This is a genomic window from Micromonospora sp. DT227 (genome assembly GCF_049841835.1).
Lineage (GTDB): Bacteria > Actinomycetota > Actinomycetes > Mycobacteriales > Micromonosporaceae > Micromonospora.
Map to the genome: position 1 here is coordinate 1 of NZ_JBNCLA010000014.1, position 15,480 is coordinate 15,480.

Here is a 15,480-nt window from a genome sequence, read left to right on the forward strand (position 1 = left end):
ATCCGTTGGCGCGGGTGGCGTTGGTGAACATGTACGGCATCACCGAGACCACCGTCCACACCACCTACCACCGGCTGACCGGTGACGACCTGGAAGCCGGCGCCGGCAACCCGATCGGGCGGCCGCTGAGCGATCTGCGTGTCCACCTGCTCGACGCGTACGGAGAACTCGTCCCGGTGGGTGTCACCGGTGAGATCTGTGTGGCGGGTCCGGGGGTGGCGCGTGGGTATCTGGGTCGGCCGGGTCTGACGGCGCAGCGGTTCGTGCCGGATCCGTTCGGGTCGGGTGGGCGGTTGTATCGCTCGGGTGATCTGGCGCGGCGGCGTGCGGACGGGAGTCTGGATTTTGTGGGTCGGGCTGATGACCAGGTGAAGGTGCGTGGTTATCGGATCGAGTTGGGTGAGATCACGGTGGTGTTGTCGGGTTGTGCCGGGGTCCGGGACGCGGTGGTGCTGCTGCGGGGCAGCGGGGTGGAGGCTCGGCTGGTGGCCTATGTGGTGCCGGTGGCGGGTGCGCGGTTGGATGTGGCGTCGTTGCGGCAGGCGTTGGCGGTGTCGTTGCCGGAGTACATGGTGCCGGCGGCGTTCGTGGTGCTGGATCGGTTGCCGTTGACGGCGAACGGGAAGCTCGACAAGCGGGCGTTGCCGGAGCCGGACGGTCGGGCGTTCGGCCAGGGCGGCTATGTGCCGCCGGAGAACGTGGTGCAGGAGCGGCTGTGCGTGGTGTGGGCCGAGGTGCTCGGCGTGGACCGGGTCGGCATCCGGGACAGCTTCTTCGAACTCGGCGGCGACTCCATCCGCGCCGTGGCCGTCGCCGGCCGCCTCCGCGAGGACGGCCTCGCCGTCACCGCCCGGGACGTGCTCTCCGGCCGCACGGTGACCGCCCTCGCCGAGCGGCTGACCGCGGGCGGCCACGCCACCGAAACCGGCGTCGAGCCGTTCGCGCTGATCGGCGACGAGGACCGGACCAGGCTTCCGGCGGATGCGGCCGACGCCTACCCGCTCTCGCAGAACCAGCTCGGCATGCTGGTGGAGATGACGGCGTCGGCCGGGCCGCTCAACTACCATCGGGTCGCCACCGCGCGCATCCCGGCGACGGAGCCGTTCTCGGCCGACGCGCTGCAACGCACCGTGGACGAACTGGTCGCCCGGCACGACGTGCTGCGCACCTCGGTCGACCTGACCGGTTACCCGGTTCCGCTACAGGTGGTGCACGCCGCCGCGGCGCTGCCGGTGCGGGTCGCCGACCTGCGTGGCGAATCGGCGGACGCATGCGAACGGGCCCTGCGTGACGCGCTCGACGAGGAGAGCCGCACACCGTTGCCGCACGAGTCCGCGCCCCTGCTGCGGATCCGGGTGCACCTGCTGCCCGGCGGCGAATGGACGCTCTTCATCACCCAGTCCCATCTGATCGTGGACGGGTGGACGTTCAGCCGGCTCCGTGCCGACCTGCTCGACACGTACCGGGCGCTCCGCGCCGGGCAGGAGCCGCCGGAGCGGCCCCGGCCGGCGGTGCGCTTCGCCGACACCATCGCCGCCGAGGTGCGCGCGCTGGCCTCGCCGGACGACCGCGAGTACTGGCGTCACCTGGTCACCGGGCGGGGGCCACTGGTGTTGCCGGCCGGACTGGGCGGCAGCGGAACCGGGTCCCACCGGTTCGACCTCGAGTTCGGCGACCTCGCCGGCCCGCTGCGGGAACTCGCTTCCCGGGCCGGCACGCCGATCAAGAGCGTGCTGCTGGCGGCGCACCTCGCCGTGCTGCGGCAGCTCAGCCCCGAGCGCCGGTTCCACACCGGCCTGGTGGTGCACTGCCGCCCGGAGGCCGCGGGCGCCGAGCTGGTGTACGGCTCGCACCTCAACACGGTGCCGTTCCCGGTCGACCCGGCCGCCGCCGACTGGGCGGACGAGGTGCGCCGCGCCTTCGACCGCGAGCTGGAGATGTGGCCGCACCGGAACTTCCCGATGCCGGCGATGCAGGTGGAACTCACCGACGGCGGGCGGCTGCTGCACACCTTCTTCAGCTACGAGGAATTCGGCACCCCCGCGGGCCGGCGTCCACCGACCACGGACGGCGGCGGCTTCAGCCGGAACGAGTTCCCGTACGCCGTGACCGCGAGCGACGAACGCCTGGTCCTCCAGGCCGACGACGCGGTGCTCGACCGCGAGCACGGCGAGCGGGTGATCGCGATGTACCGGGCGGTGCTCGAGGCGATGGCCGCCGGCACCCGCGCCGACCGGGTGCACCTGCCCGCGGGCGAACGGGACTGGCTGCTCGCCCAGGGCACCGCGCCGGCCGGCCCCGTCGGGACCACCGCGCTCCACCAGATCGAGGAGCACGCGGCCCGGACGCCGCACGCCCCGGCCGTCGTCACCGACGACGGGCGCTTCAGCTTCGCCGAGCTGGACGCCCGCGGCGACCGGATCGGGCAGTACCTGCGCAGCCGTGGCGTCACGGCGGAGTCGCGCGTGGCGGTGCTGCTACGCCGCGGCCCCGACCTGGTCGCCACCATGCTCGGCGTGTGGAAGGCCGGCGGCGCGTACGTGCCGCTCGACCCGGCGAACCCGCCGCAGCGGCTGCGGGACCTGCTGCGTACCGCCGACCCCGAGGTGATCGTCTCGGAGGCGGCGCTCGCGGGGATCATCGCGGCGGACCCGGATCTCGCCAGCCGCGGCGTCCTGCTGGACGACGATGCCGCCGCCGTCGACAGCGCCCCCGCCGGGCGGCCGCCGCGGATGGACGACCCGGATCTGACCGCGTACGTCATCTTCACCTCCGGCTCGACGGGTGTGCCGAAGGGCGTGCAGATCAGCCACGGTGCGCTCGCCAACTACCTGCGCTGGGCGCGGCCGCAGTACCTCGGCGGCGGCCGGCGGGCGGGCAGCGCGCTGTTCTGCTCGATCTCCTTCGACGTGTCGGTGACCTCGCTGTTCATCGCGCTCTCCGACGGCCTGCCGGTGCACCTCGCGCCGCAGGACCTCGACCTGGGGCGGCTGGGTGAGTGGCTGCTGCGGCACGGGCCGTTCGACCTCGTCGACCTGACGCCCAGCCTGTTCGACCTGCTGGCCGGCCAGCTGACCGACGAGCAGTTCGAGGCGGTCACCGACCGGCTGTCGCTGGGCGGCGAGGCGTTCCGCGGCGCGGCGGCGGCGCGGCTGTACGGCGCGTTCGGCGACGGCCGGGTCATCAACTCGTACGGGCCGACCGAGGCGACCGTGGCGAGCACCGAGCACGTCCTGACCGGCTGGCGGGGCGGCGACACGGTCCCGATCGGCCGGCCGATGGCGGGGACCAGCGCGTACGTGCTCGACGAGCGGCTGGACCCGCTGCCGGTCGGCGTGCCGGGCGAACTGTTCCTGGGCGGCGAGTCGATCGCCCGCGGCTACCTCGACCGTCCCGGACTGACCGCGGACCGCTTCGTCCCCGACCCGTTCGGCGCCCCCGGCGCCCGGCTGTACCGCACCGGCGATCTCGCCACGGTGCTGCCGGACGGCACGCTCGAACACCTCGGCCGCCTCGACGAGCAGGTCAAGGTGCGCGGCAACCGGGTCGAGCCGGGCGAGATCGAGTCGGTGCTCAGCGACCACCCGGAGGTGAACGAGGCGCGCGTGCTGCTGCGCGGCGACCGGCTCACCGCGTACCTGGTGCCGGCCGGCGAGCCGGTGACCGGGCTGCACCTGCGGGAGTGGCTGGCCCGGCGGCTGCCGGAGTACATGGTGCCGTCCGCGTACGTCTCGGTTCCCGCCATCCCGCTCACCCACAACGGGAAGCTGGATCGGGCCGCGTTGCCCGACCCGGACGGCGCCGCGCTCGCGCACCGGCCGTACGTGCCACCGCGGTCGGCGGCCGAGCGGCGCATGGCCGAGCTGTGGTCACAGGTCCTCGGCGTCGACCCGGTCGGCCGCGACGACCGCTTCTTCGAGCTGGGCGGCAATTCGCTCGTCGTCTTCCGGCTGATCTCGGCGGCGGCTGCCGACGGACTGGCGCTCTCGCTGGTCCAGGTCTACGCCGACGACAGGCTGCGCGCCGTCGCCGCGACCGCGGAGCCGGTTCGGGCGGAGGTCACGCCCGTCTCCGCCGCCTGGCACGACCCGCTCACCACACCGGAGGTTCCCGGCGTGAGCGTGGCGGTGCTGCGCGACGGCGAACTGGTCGACCTGCACGCCGAGGGCCTGCTGACGGCCGGACGGCCGGAGCCGGTGACCGCGGACACCCTGTTCCAGGCCGGCTCGTTGAGCAAGCACGTCACCGCGTTCGGGGTGCTGCGCCTGGCCGACCGCGGCGTGCTCGACCTCGACCGGCCGGTACGCGACTACCTTCGCGGCGACTTCCTGCCGCCGGACTCCCCGATCACGCTGCGGCACCTGCTCGCGCACCGGTCCGGCATCGCGCCGGCCCCGGCGCCGGGCTACCCGCGGGAGGGCGGGCTGCCCGCCGTGACCGACCTGCTCCGCGGGCCGGACTTCCGAGTCCACGGCTCGCCCGGCGACGCCTTCGAGAAGGCGAACGCGCACTACTGGGTGGTCGAGCAGGTGCTCACCGACGTCACCGGCACGCCGCTCGCCGACCTGATGCGGGAGCTGGTGCTCGACCCCGTGGGGATGGCGGCCAGCGACTTCGGCCAGGAGTTCCCCGAACGGTACGCGGGTTCGGTCGCCACCGGGCACACCGCGGCCGGCCGGCCGCTCGACGGCGGCTGGCTGCGCTGGCCGGACATGGCCGCGGGTGGCCTGTGGACCACGGCGGCCGACCTGGCCCGGCTGGCGCTGGAGATACGCCGCGCGCACCTGGGTCGCCCGCAGGCGCTGCTGTCCCGGCCGGCGGCCGGCGACCTGCTGACCGTGCAGCATCCGGACAGCGCGTACGGCCTGGGCACGGTCGTCGACGAGAGCGCCACCGATCTCGGGTACGGCCACAGTGGCTCGGCCGACGGCTACCACGCGATCTCGCTGTGCCGGCTGAGGCGGGGTTCCGGGGTGGTCGTGCTGACCAACTCCGACGCCGGCGCCGCCGTGGCGAAGCGGCTCGTCGCCGGCGTGGACGGCGGGCAGTCGCGATGACCGCACTGACCGACACGCCCGTCGTGCCGCTGCGCCGCAACCGGGACTTCCTGGCCCTCTGGATCGGCGCCGGGCTGACCAGCCTGGGCGGCACCGTCGCCACCGTCGGCTTCCCGATGCTGCTGGTGTTCGCGGGCCGTTCGACCGTGGCGGCCGGCTGGACCGGGTTCGCCGGGCTGCTGCCCATGCTGCTGGTGCAGCTGCCGGCCGGGGTCATGGTCGACAGGTGGGACCGCCGCCGCACGATGATCTGGTGCAACGTGACGGCACTGGCCGCGGTCGGCGCCGTCGGCGTCGCGGTCGCCCTCGGCGCGCTCTGGTTGCCGCTGCTCATGGCGGCCGCCTTCGTCGAGGGCACCGCGGCGATCGTCTACCGGCTCGCCGAGCGGGCCGCGGTCAGCAACGTGGTGCCCGCGCCGCAGCTCAGCTCCGCGATGTCGCAGAACGAGGCGCGTACCCGCGCCGCCGGGCTGGTCGGGCAACCGCTGAGCTCGTCGCTGTTCGTGCTGCTGCGCGCGGCGCCGTTCCTGTTCGCGGCGCTCAGCCACCTGCTCGCGCTGGGCAGTCTGCTGTTCGTCCGGGGCAGTTTCCAGCAGGAGCGCGCGAGCACCGCACGCAACCTGCGCCGGGACCTGACCGAGGGCATCTCCTGGGTGCTGCACCAGAGGTTTCTGCGCAGCGCGCTGGGCTTGGTGGCGGTGACGAACATCCTGTTCCAGATACTGTCACTGGCGCTGCTGGTGATGGTGCGCGACGCCGGCAGCTCACCTGCCGTGATCGGCGTGATCGGCGCCGTCTCCGGCACCTGCGGCGTGTTCGGCGCGCTGGCCGGGTCCGCCGTCAACCGCCGGCTGGACCTGGTCACCGTGCTGGTCTCGGTGCTGATCGCGTGGGCCGTGTTGATGTTCCTGATCTCGCTCGGCCCGCCGATCCCGCTGCTGGCGCTGCTCTTCGCGTCGACCACCATGCTGGGTGCGCTGCTCAACGTCGTGGCCGGCACCTACCAGCTGAGCATCACGCCGGATGCCCTACAGGGGCGGGTCGGCAGCGTGGCCGGGCTGCTCGGCTCCGGCGCCAACTCGCTCGGCGCGCTCGGGGCCGGCTTCCTGCTGGCCGCCGTGCCGACCGCGGCCGCCGTGGCGGGGATCAGCGGGGTGATGCTCGCCCTCGCGGTGGCCGCCGTACTCAGCCCCGCCGTGCGCAGCGCGCGCACATCTCGAGGAGGCCCGGATGACGACCGTGGATGACCGCACGTCCGCGACGCGCGAATGGCTGCGGATATTCGACAGGCGGCCGGCCGCGACGCGACGGCTGATCTGCTTCCCGCACGCGGGCGGCACGGCCGCCGCGTTCCGGCCGCTGGCCCTGGCCGCCCCGCCGGACGTCGAGGTGGCGGCCGTGCAGTACCCCGGGCGGCAGGACCGGCTGGGTGCCGAGATGCCCGTCGGGATCGCCGCGCTCGCCGATCAGATCGTCGAGGCGATCGGGCCGGGCATCCGCCGCGACACCGCCCTGTTCGGTCACAGCATGGGCGCCATGGTCGCCTTCGAGGTGGCCCGCCGGCTACGCCCGCGGTTTCCGGCGCCGCTGGCGCGGCTCATCGTGTCGGCCTGCAAGGCACCCTCCGACGTGGTGGCCCGCAAGCCGCTGCTGGACGACGAGGGCATCCGCGAGTTCGTCCGCGACCTGGGCGGGACCGGCGCGGTGGTGCTGGAGAACGAGGACGTCTGGCACCTGCTGCTGCCGACCCTGCGGGCCGACCTGCGGTCCATCCGCAGCTACGAGTACCAGCAGGGTCCGCCGCTCGGCTGCCCGATCGTCGCCGTCGCCGGTTCGCGGGACGAGTCCGCCACGGTCGAGGACATGCGGCGCTGGCGTGCGCACACGGTTTCCGGCTTCCTGGCGCGCAGCATGCCGGGTGGGCACTTCTACCTCAACGACCTGCCGCAGGAGCTGATCGAGCTGCTCACCCAGGCATGATCCCGGGAGTGCACGCGCGGATGGCGGTGTGCCCGTGGGGCACACCGCCATCCGGCGGCGCCGCTCAGCTCGCCGTCTCCGCCATCCGGCGGCGCAGGCTCAGCGGGCGCATGTCGGTCCACACCTCGCCGATGTGCTTCAGGCACTCGTCACGGGTGCCCTCGACGCCGTCGCCGCGCCAGCCGGCGGGGACGTCCCGGTCGGCCGGCCAGATCGAGTACTGCTCCTCATCGTTGAGCACGACCTTGTACCGCTGGTTGTCTTCGCGTTCGTCGGCCACGACGCCTCCTTCACCGGACGGGTGTCATTGCTAGCGATCCTGCGGACCCGCCGATATTCCGCCTATACACCAGCTACGGACGGCCGGGCGGCGGCGCGGCGGCCACGGACGGTGGCTGCCGTGATAGGCGGCATATAGCCGCAATATCGGAGATCGACCGACGGTGGCGTGCACATGGTGACTGACGACTGTCGAGGGACGAATCATGTTTACGACGCTGCTGAAGTCGAAGATCCACCGCGCTACGGTGACCCAGGCCGACCTGCATTACGTCGGGTCACTGACCGTCGATCGCGACCTCATGGACGCGGCCGGCCTGGCCGCCGACGAGAAGGTGGACATCGTCGACGTCGACAACGGGAACCGGCTCTCGACGTACGTCATCGAGGGGGCGCGCGGCACCGGAATGATCGGTATCAACGGCGCCGCGGCGCGGCTGATCAGCCCCGGCGACCTGGTGATCATCATCGCGTACGGGATGTACACCGAGGCCGAGGTGCGGACCGCACGGCCACGCGTGGTCTTCGTCGACGAGCGCAACCGGATCCGCCTCCTCGGTGACGACCCGGCCGAGGTTCCCGAAGATTCCGGGCTGTTCCGCGGCGACGTGGTCGACCCCGTCCACCAGCCGAGCTGAGGAGACCACCGTGCCGTCGGTCACGCTGATCTGCCTGCCCTTCGCCGGGTCAGGCGCGTCATTCTTCAAGAAGTGGCAGTCCGCCGCGCCCGCCGACTGGCGGGTGCTGGCGGTCCAGTTGCCCGGCCGCGAGGAGCGGCTGGACGACGAGCCGCACACCGCCGTCGCCGCCGCGGTCGACGAGGCGCACGCCTGGCTGCGTCCCCGGCTGGACGACGCCGGGCGAATCGTGATCTTCGGGCACAGCCTGGGCGCCGTCCTCGGGTACGAGCTGGCGCGGCGGATGTCCGCCGACGGCCCGATCGCCGGGCTGGTCGTCAGTGGATCGCCCGGCCCGGGGACCGTACGCGAGGATCCGGCCGCCGGCCTGGACGACGACGCGTTCCTGGCCGCCGTCCGCCGCCTGGCCGGCTACCGCCATCCGGCGATGGACGACCCGGAGATGCGCGAGATGATCCTGCCGATGCTGCGCGCGGACGTCGCGATGCACGAGGGCTACCGCCCGCCGCCGGGACCGCCGCTGCGGACGCCCGTGACGGCCGTGCGCGGCGACGGCGACGACCTGGTCACGCCGGCCGAGTGCGGCCAGTGGGCGGACACCACGACCGCCGCCTTCACCAGCGCCGAGCTGCCCGGCGGTCACATGTACCTGACCGAGCCCGGCGGCGAGCGCGCGCTGTTGCGGCTGATCGACGGCAGCCTGTTCGCCCGGCCGGGGATGTCATGACCGCCGTGTCGACGACCGCCGACGACCTGACCGGCCGAACCGCGATGGTGACCGGGGCCGGGCGTGGCCTGGGCCGGGCCATCGCGGTGGCGCTGGCTGGCGCCGGCGCCGACCTGGTCCTGCTCGACGTCGCGCAGGACCTGCCCGGGGTGCCGTACCCGATGGCCTCGCCCAGCCAGTTGGAGCACACGGCCGCGCTCTGCCGCGACGCCGGCGCCGCGGTGCTGGCCCGGCAGGCCGACGTGCGGGACCTGCGCGCGGTCGAGGAGTCCGTCGACGCCGCCACGCAGCGGTTCGGCACGATCGACGTGCTGGTCAACAATGCGGGCATCGCCGCGCCGTCCGGCCGGGCGGTCCACGACATCGACGAAGAGCAGTGGGAGCTGATGCTCGACGTCGACCTCAGTGGCGCCTGGCGCACGATCCGCGCCGTCGGTGGCCTGATGATGCGCAGGCGCTCCGGCAGCATCGTGAACGTCTCCTCCACCGCCGGCCTGGTCGGCTATCGCCACTTCGCCGGCTACGTCGCGGCCAAGCACGGCCTGATCGGACTGACTCGGGCCGCCGCGCTCGACTACGCGCCGTACCGGATGCGGGTGAACGCGGTGTGCCCCGGCTCGGTCCGCGACGACCCGCGGGTCGAGGGCCGGATGCTTGCCGAGATCGCGCGGTCGCTCGAGGTGCCGGTCGCCGAGCACGAGGAGACGTTCGTCCGTGACCAGCCGATGAACACCCTGATCGAGCCGGACGACGTGGCCGGTGCGGTGCTCTGGCTCGCCGGTGACGGCGCCCGCCAGGTCACCGGAAGCGTGCTGACCGTCGACGGCGGCTTCACTGCCCGCTGAGTGCGAGGGAGATTGACCGTGTTGTCCGGAAACCACGGCTGGTGCGTCGCCGCCCCAGGCGACCCGGCCGATCTCGAACGGCGTTTTCAGGAGGCGGCCGCGGTCTGGTGGCCGGGCCCGCGACGTCCGCGCCTGTGGGTCGACCGCGTGCCCGCGCCCGTGGGATCGGATCTCGCCGACCGGCGGCGCCGGGCCGAGCTGGCGCACCCGGCCGATCCGCTGCGGGCCGTGGTGCTGACCTACCCGGGCGGTGCGGCCGAGCTGATCCTGGTGGCCGACCGTGGCGCGGTGGACGCGGCCTCGCTCGCGCTCGTCGCCGACGTCGTACTCGGCCACCGCGGCGGGCCCGGGTCGCGCGCTGCCGCGCCCGTGCCGCTGCCCGAGCCCGGGGCGTCCCCGTTCGACTGGGCGGTGCCCGACCCCGCGGCGCGCGGGCGTACCGGGGTGGTACGCGTGCCGCTCGGCCCCGGACCGACCGACGGCCTGCTCGCCGACGCGGTCGCCGCCGTCCTCGCCCGCTACGACGACGAGCGGTCTCCCGCCGTCGCGACGCTGGGCCCGACGCCGCAGGCCCCCGGGCCGTTCGTCACGGGCGGCGACCAGGGCCCGTACGCCGGAGTCCTGCTCGGCGAGTTCGACGCCCGTTACCGTCCCGGCCCGGCGGCGCCGTTCCCGCTCACCTTCCTCGTCCGGCGCGGCGGCGACGAGCGCTTCCTGGAGCTGCATCACCAGGAGCGCGCGGTGGACGGCGCGTCGGCCCGCCGGTTCGCCACCCACGTCGCCCACGTGCATGCCCAACTGGGCGGCCCGGCCGCGGAGCCCGGCGACGTCGAGCTGCTCGACGAGCACGAGTACGCGCGGGTGGCGGCCCTCGGTGCGACGCCCGAGCCGTCCGGATCGCGCGCCCATCTCGACGAGCTCTTCACGGCCCGGGTCGCGCTGCACCCGGAGGCGCCCGCGCTGACCTGCGACGGGCACACGCTGACGTACCGCGAGGTGGACCAGCGGGCCGGCCGGTTCGCCGCGGCGCTGCGGTCGGCGGGCGTACGGCCCGGCGACCGGGTGGGCATCTGCCTCGAGCGTTCGTCGCACCTGGTCGTCACCATGCTCGCGGCGGTCCGCGCGGGCGCTGTCTACGTCCCGATGGACCCCGCCTACCCACGGGCCCGGCTGGAGTACACCGTGCGGGACGCGGGCCTGGCCCTGATCGTCGCGGACGGGAGCGTGCTCGACGGACCCGGCCTCCCGCCGGTCCTGACCACCGCCGACCTGGCGGCGGGGGAGGCGGACGGGCTCGTCGGGCACCGGGACCACGGCGCGCCGGCGTACGTCATCTACACCTCGGGTTCCACCGGGCGCCCGAAGGGCGTGGTGGTCCCGCACGAGAACGTCACGGCGCTGGTCGCGGCCACCCGGGGGAACTTCGGGCTGGGGACGGCCGACGTGTGGACGTTCTTCCACTCCGGCGCGTTCGACTTCTCCGTCTGGGAGATCTGGGCGGCGCTGCTGACCGGCGGCCGGCTGGTCGTCGTGCCGTACTGGACGTCGCGTTCGGTGGAGGACTTCCACGCTCTGCTCGCCCAGGAACGGGTGACCGTCCTGAACCAGACGCCGTCGGCCTTCGCGCAGCTGGTCGCGGAGGACGCGCGGTCCGATCGGCGGCTCGCGGTCCGCCTGGTGATCTTCGGCGGTGAGCCGCTGGACGCGCGGCTGCTGCTGCGGTGGCACGACCGCTACCCCGAGCCGGCGTGCCGTGCCGTGAACATGTTCGGCATCACCGAGACGACGGTGCACGTCACCGAGCACACGGTGACCCGCGGCGACGCGCTGGCCGGGTCGCGCTCGGTCGGGCGGGCGCTGCCCGGCTGGTCGCTGCGGGTCATCGACGAGCGGGGCCGCTTGCAGCCGATCGGGGCGCCGGGTGAGATCTGCGTCGGCGGCCGGGGAGTGGCGGCCGGCTATCTGGGCAAGCCCGCCCTGACGGCGCAGCGCTTCGTTCCCGATCCGTGGTCCGGCGGTCGGATGTACCGCAGCGGCGACCGTGGTCGGCTGCGCGCCGACGGCAGCCTGGAGCATCTCGGGCGGATCGACAGCCAGGTCAAGATCCGGGGTTTCCGGATCGAGCTGGACGAGATCCGTACCGTGCTGCTCGCCGACCCGGCCGTCACCGCGGCCGCCGTCGTGGTCGGTGGCGGCCGCAACGGCGACGCCGCCGAGCAGCGCCTGGACGCCTACGTCGTGCTGTGCGGGGACGGCGTGGCGGGAGTCCGGGAGCGGGCGGCCCGGATGCTTCCGGAGTACATGGTGCCCGCGACGGTGACGGCGGTGGAGTCCCTGCCGCTGACCGTCAACGGCAAGCTGGACCGCAACCGGCTGCCGGCGCCCGCCGTCGGCCGCCCGCCCGCACCCGCGTCCACGCCTGCGGTCGCTGCCGACGGGGGTCTGGCGGGGGCGATGGCCGCCGTGTGGCAGGACGTGCTCGGTGTGCCGGTGGACGGCTCGGACAACTTCTTCGAGCTGGGCGGCAACTCGCTGTACGCGGTCCGCATCGCGTCCCTCATGCGCGAGCGGGGGCTGCCGCGCCTACCGCTGAGGGAGCTGTACCGCCATCCGCGGCTCGCTGAGCTGGCGGATCACCTGGTGAGCGCCGAATCCCCCTGATGGTCGGCAGATCGACGCCGAGAAACGTCAGGGTCAATCTCCGGGGCGTCGCTCTTGTTAACTCCGATCGGCATGTGCAAGTCTGGTTTTGCACATCACCAGTGCGGTGCCTGCCGTGATCGGACAGGAGGTGGAACGATGCTCGCGCACCTGATGCACCTGGCCGGATCGCCGTGGATCTACGTTCTCACCGCACTCGTGGTCATGGTCGACGGCATCTTCCCCGTCCTGCCGTCCGACTCGCTGACGATCTGCCTGAGCGCGCTCGCCGTCGCGGGCCGGCCGCACCCGGTCGGTCTGCTGGTGGCAGCCGCCGCCGGCTCGGTAGCGGCCGACCACCTGGCCTACCTGCTGGGCCGTAGCACGTTCGGGCGGCTCCGTGGGATTCGCGTCGGTGCCCTCGGCGCGGCGCTCGCCGGCGCGGAACGCGCCCTGGAGCGGCGTGGCGGCGTGGCGCTGCTGATCGCCCACTTCCTGCCCGGCGGGCGCACGGCCGCCACGCTGGCGGCCGGCTCGGTGGGGTTCCCGCTGCGCCGGTTCCTGCCGGTGAGCGTGCTCGCCGGCGTGTTGTGGTCGCTCTACATGAACGGCCTCGGACGTCTCGGCGGCATGGCCTTCGCCGATCATCCCCTCATCGGTGCGATTCCGGGCATCGTCCTGGGTGCGGCGGTCGCCGTCGTCCTCCAGGTCCGGGCCCGTCGTGCCGCCCGACGCGCCGCCGCCACAGCCGACCCCCCGCGGCTCGGTGTCGGCGCCCGGCGGAAGGTCGAGCGCCGGGAGCCGGTTGCCGTCTGACCTTTCGCCATGACGGCCCGGCGCGCTTCGGCGCGCCGGGCCGTCATCCTGTCCGGGATTCGCCCGGATAGCTGGAATATAGGCCGCCTATCAAGGCCCTTCGCGACAGTGGCGTCGGCGCGGATTCGCCGCGCGGCAGGCCACGATCCGTCCCCGACCCGGGACACGGATCCGATCCGAAGGGTGCCATGCGAATGGAAGACAACAGGCTCAGAAGTGTCGTCGTCCTCGGCGGCGGGACGGCCGGCTGGATGTCGGCCTCCTACCTCGGCCGGGCGCTCGGGCCGCACGTCCGGATCACGGTCGTCGAGGCGCCGTCCATCCCGAGCATCGGCGTGGGCGAGGCGACCGTGCCGAACCTGCACAAGACCTTCTTCGACTTCCTCGGACTGGCCGAGGAGGACTGGATGCGGGAGTGCAACGCCAGCTTCAAGATGGGGATCAAATTCGTCAACTGGCGTACGCCCGGCGCCGGTTCCCCGAAGCCGCGGCAGCTCAACGGCTACAGCGACCACTTCTACCACCTGTTCGGGATCCTGCCGAACTCGGAGAACCTGCCGCTGTCGCACTACTGGGCGGCGAAGCGTTTCGCCGGTGAGACGGACGAGCCGTTCGACTACGCCTGCTACCGCGAGTCGCCCGTGATGGACGCCAATCTGGCGCCGCGGTTCGCCGACGGGACCAAGTGGACGAACTACGCCTGGCACTTCGACGCCAGCCTCGTCGCGGCGTTCCTGCGGCGGTTCGCCACCGAGAAGCAGGGTGCGATCCACATCGAGGACGAGATGGTCGACGCGGAGGTCGATCAGCGCGGCCACATCACCTCGCTGCGGCTGAAGTCGGGCCGGACCGTCGACGGCGACCTGTTCGTCGACTGCACCGGCTTCCGCAGCCTGCTGATCAACAAGGTGATGCGCGAGCCGTTCCTGGACATGAGCGACAACCTGCTGAACGACCGGGCGGTCGCCACGGCGGTGCCGCACGACGACGAGGCCGACGGCGTCGAGCCGTTCACCTCCTCGATCGCCATGCCGTCGGGCTGGACGTGGAAGATTCCGATGCTGGGCCGCTTCGGCACCGGGTACGTCTACTCCAGCCGGTTCGCCGATCAGGACACCGCCACCCGGCAGTTCTGCGAGTTGTGGGGGCTGGACCCGGAGACGCAGCCGCTGAACCACATCACGTTCCGGGTGGGCCGCAACCGCCGGGCCTGGGTGCGCAACGTGGTCAGCATCGGGCTCTCCTCGTGCTTCCTCGAGCCCCTGGAGTCGACAGGCATCTACTTCATCACCGCCGCGCTCTACCAGTTGGGCAAGTTCTTCCCCGACCGCAACTTCGACCCGGCGCTGCGGGATTCGTTCAACGACGAGATCGAGCACATGTTCGACGACTCGCGGGACTTCCTGCAGGCCCACTTCAGCCTCTCCCCGCGCCGGGACACCCCGTTCTGGCGGGCCTGCAAGGAACTGGTCCTGGCCGACGACATCAAGCGGAAGATCGCTCAGTACCGTGCCGGGCTGGCGATCAACATGCCGATCACCGACGAGTCGACCTACTACGCCAACTTCGAGGCGGAGTTCCGCAACTACTGGACCAACAGCAGCTACTACTGCGTCTTCGCGGGTCTCGACGTGCTTCCGGAGCACCCGCTGCCGGCGCTCACCTACCGCGACGGCGCGATGCAGCGGTCCGAGCCCATCTTCGCCGAGATCAAGCGGAAGCAGCGCGAGCTGCTGGACACGCTGCCGAGCACGTACGAGTACCTGCGCCAGTTGCACGGCTGAGCCGCGGTGAGCGGTCCGCGCCGGGTCCGGTTGTTGCCTGGGTAGGCATGTGCTAAGTTTTTTATGCACATGCAGGAGGTCACGTGGAGCCCGCTACGGTGAACGGTGACGAACTCGTCGAAACGCTGGCGACGCTGGCAAACCCGCATCGCATGCGGGTCATAGGGGTGCTCGCGAAGCGGCGCAACTATGTCAGTCAGCTGGCCCGCGAGTTGGGCATCAGCCGGGCGTTGCTGCAGGTCCACCTGCGCAAGCTGGAGGCGGCGGGCCTTGTGGACTCGCAGCTCGAGTTCTCCGAGGACGGCAAGGCGTTGAAGTTCTACGAGGTCCGTGACTTCGCGCTGACCCTGACGCCGGAAACCATCGCGGACGCGGTGCGGACACTCACCAAATGACAGTCGCAGCGGTAAAAGGGGAATGCTGGCATGGACGCATTGGCCTGGCAGGAAGTCATCGGAGCCATCGGGCTCTTCGCCTTGGTGATCACCGTTCTTGCCCTGGTGATCCGCGAGGTCGCCAAGACGCTGCGCGCCAAGGCTGCCATTGCTCGCGACAACGACTATCGCGAGTTGGCGAAGCGTTCCACGGCCGCTGAGGAGGCGGTGGAGGTGAAGCTCGCCGGGATCGACACCCGAATGGCCGGCCTGGAGGAGCGTCTGGCCGCCATCGAGCACATCCTCAAGGACGTCGAGTAGCGCTCGTGGTGCACGGGCC

Annotated in this window: 12 protein-coding genes; 11 read left to right on the top strand and 1 reads right to left on the bottom strand. The window is 72.5% G+C overall.

The features are described from left to right. Nucleotides 1-14: 14 nt before the first annotated feature. From ACLQ2W_RS31140 to ACLQ2W_RS31150, 3 genes are read left to right on the top strand one after another with little or no spacing between them, the layout of a single operon-like run. A complete protein-coding gene (locus ACLQ2W_RS31140) occupies nt 15-5,057 on the top strand; it encodes an amino acid adenylation domain-containing protein (protein WP_425791116.1) in 5,043 nt (1,680 codons plus the stop codon). After that, nucleotides 5,054-6,304, top strand: coding sequence for an MFS transporter (locus tag ACLQ2W_RS31145; RefSeq protein ID WP_425791118.1), 1,251 nt, complete (start codon nt 5,054-5,056; stop codon nt 6,302-6,304). Before ACLQ2W_RS31140 ends, ACLQ2W_RS31145 begins: the two co-directional genes overlap by 4 nt. Further along, on the top strand, nt 6,288-7,037 hold the full coding sequence (locus ACLQ2W_RS31150) for a thioesterase II family protein (protein ID WP_425791120.1): 750 nt from the start codon (nt 6,288-6,290) through the stop codon (nt 7,035-7,037). Before ACLQ2W_RS31145 ends, ACLQ2W_RS31150 begins: the two co-directional genes overlap by 17 nt. 64 nt (nt 7,038-7,101) lie before the next feature. On the opposite strand, the gene ACLQ2W_RS31155 is transcribed toward ACLQ2W_RS31150, so the two are convergent. Beyond that, nucleotides 7,102-7,317 carry an MbtH family protein gene (locus ACLQ2W_RS31155; protein WP_281939232.1) on the bottom strand — a complete coding sequence of 72 codons (216 nt, stop codon included), beginning with the start codon at nt 7,315-7,317 and terminating at the stop codon, nt 7,102-7,104. Nucleotides 7,318-7,522: 205 nt separating this feature from the next. Between ACLQ2W_RS31155 and panD the strand changes: the two genes are divergently transcribed. The 8 genes from panD (at nt 7,523) to ACLQ2W_RS31195 (ending at nt 15,461) form a co-directional block, all read left to right on the top strand. Next, nucleotides 7,523-7,954: an aspartate 1-decarboxylase gene (panD, locus tag ACLQ2W_RS31160; RefSeq protein WP_425791122.1), complete on the top strand. Its 432-nt coding sequence runs from the start codon at nt 7,523-7,525 to the stop codon at nt 7,952-7,954. A gap of 10 nt (nt 7,955-7,964) precedes the next feature. Further along, a complete protein-coding gene (locus ACLQ2W_RS31165; RefSeq protein WP_425791124.1) occupies nt 7,965-8,681 on the top strand; it encodes a thioesterase II family protein in 717 nt (238 codons plus the stop codon). Continuing rightward, nucleotides 8,678-9,526, top strand: coding sequence for an SDR family oxidoreductase (locus tag ACLQ2W_RS31170; RefSeq protein ID WP_425791126.1), 849 nt, complete (start codon nt 8,678-8,680; stop codon nt 9,524-9,526). Before ACLQ2W_RS31165 ends, ACLQ2W_RS31170 begins: the two co-directional genes overlap by 4 nt. A gap of 147 nt (nt 9,527-9,673) precedes the next feature. After that, the gene (locus ACLQ2W_RS31175) at nt 9,674-12,187 is read left to right on the top strand and encodes an amino acid adenylation domain-containing protein (RefSeq protein ID WP_425791128.1); all 2,514 of its coding nucleotides are present in this window, start codon (nt 9,674-9,676) and stop codon (nt 12,185-12,187) included. A gap of 138 nt (nt 12,188-12,325) precedes the next feature. Continuing rightward, nucleotides 12,326-12,982, top strand: coding sequence for a DedA family protein (locus ACLQ2W_RS31180; protein ID WP_425791130.1), 657 nt, complete (start codon nt 12,326-12,328; stop codon nt 12,980-12,982). A gap of 194 nt (nt 12,983-13,176) precedes the next feature. Continuing rightward, the gene (locus ACLQ2W_RS31185) at nt 13,177-14,766 is read left to right on the top strand and encodes a tryptophan halogenase family protein (RefSeq protein WP_425791132.1); all 1,590 of its coding nucleotides are present in this window, start codon (nt 13,177-13,179) and stop codon (nt 14,764-14,766) included. Between the two features lie 83 nt (nt 14,767-14,849). Beyond that, nucleotides 14,850-15,161, top strand: coding sequence for an ArsR/SmtB family transcription factor (locus tag ACLQ2W_RS31190; protein ID WP_425791134.1), 312 nt, complete (start codon nt 14,850-14,852; stop codon nt 15,159-15,161). Between the two features lie 30 nt (nt 15,162-15,191). Then, nucleotides 15,192-15,461, top strand: a complete 270-nt coding sequence (locus tag ACLQ2W_RS31195; protein ID WP_405090146.1) for a hypothetical protein — start codon at nt 15,192-15,194, stop codon at nt 15,459-15,461. Nucleotides 15,462-15,480 lie beyond the last annotated feature (19 nt).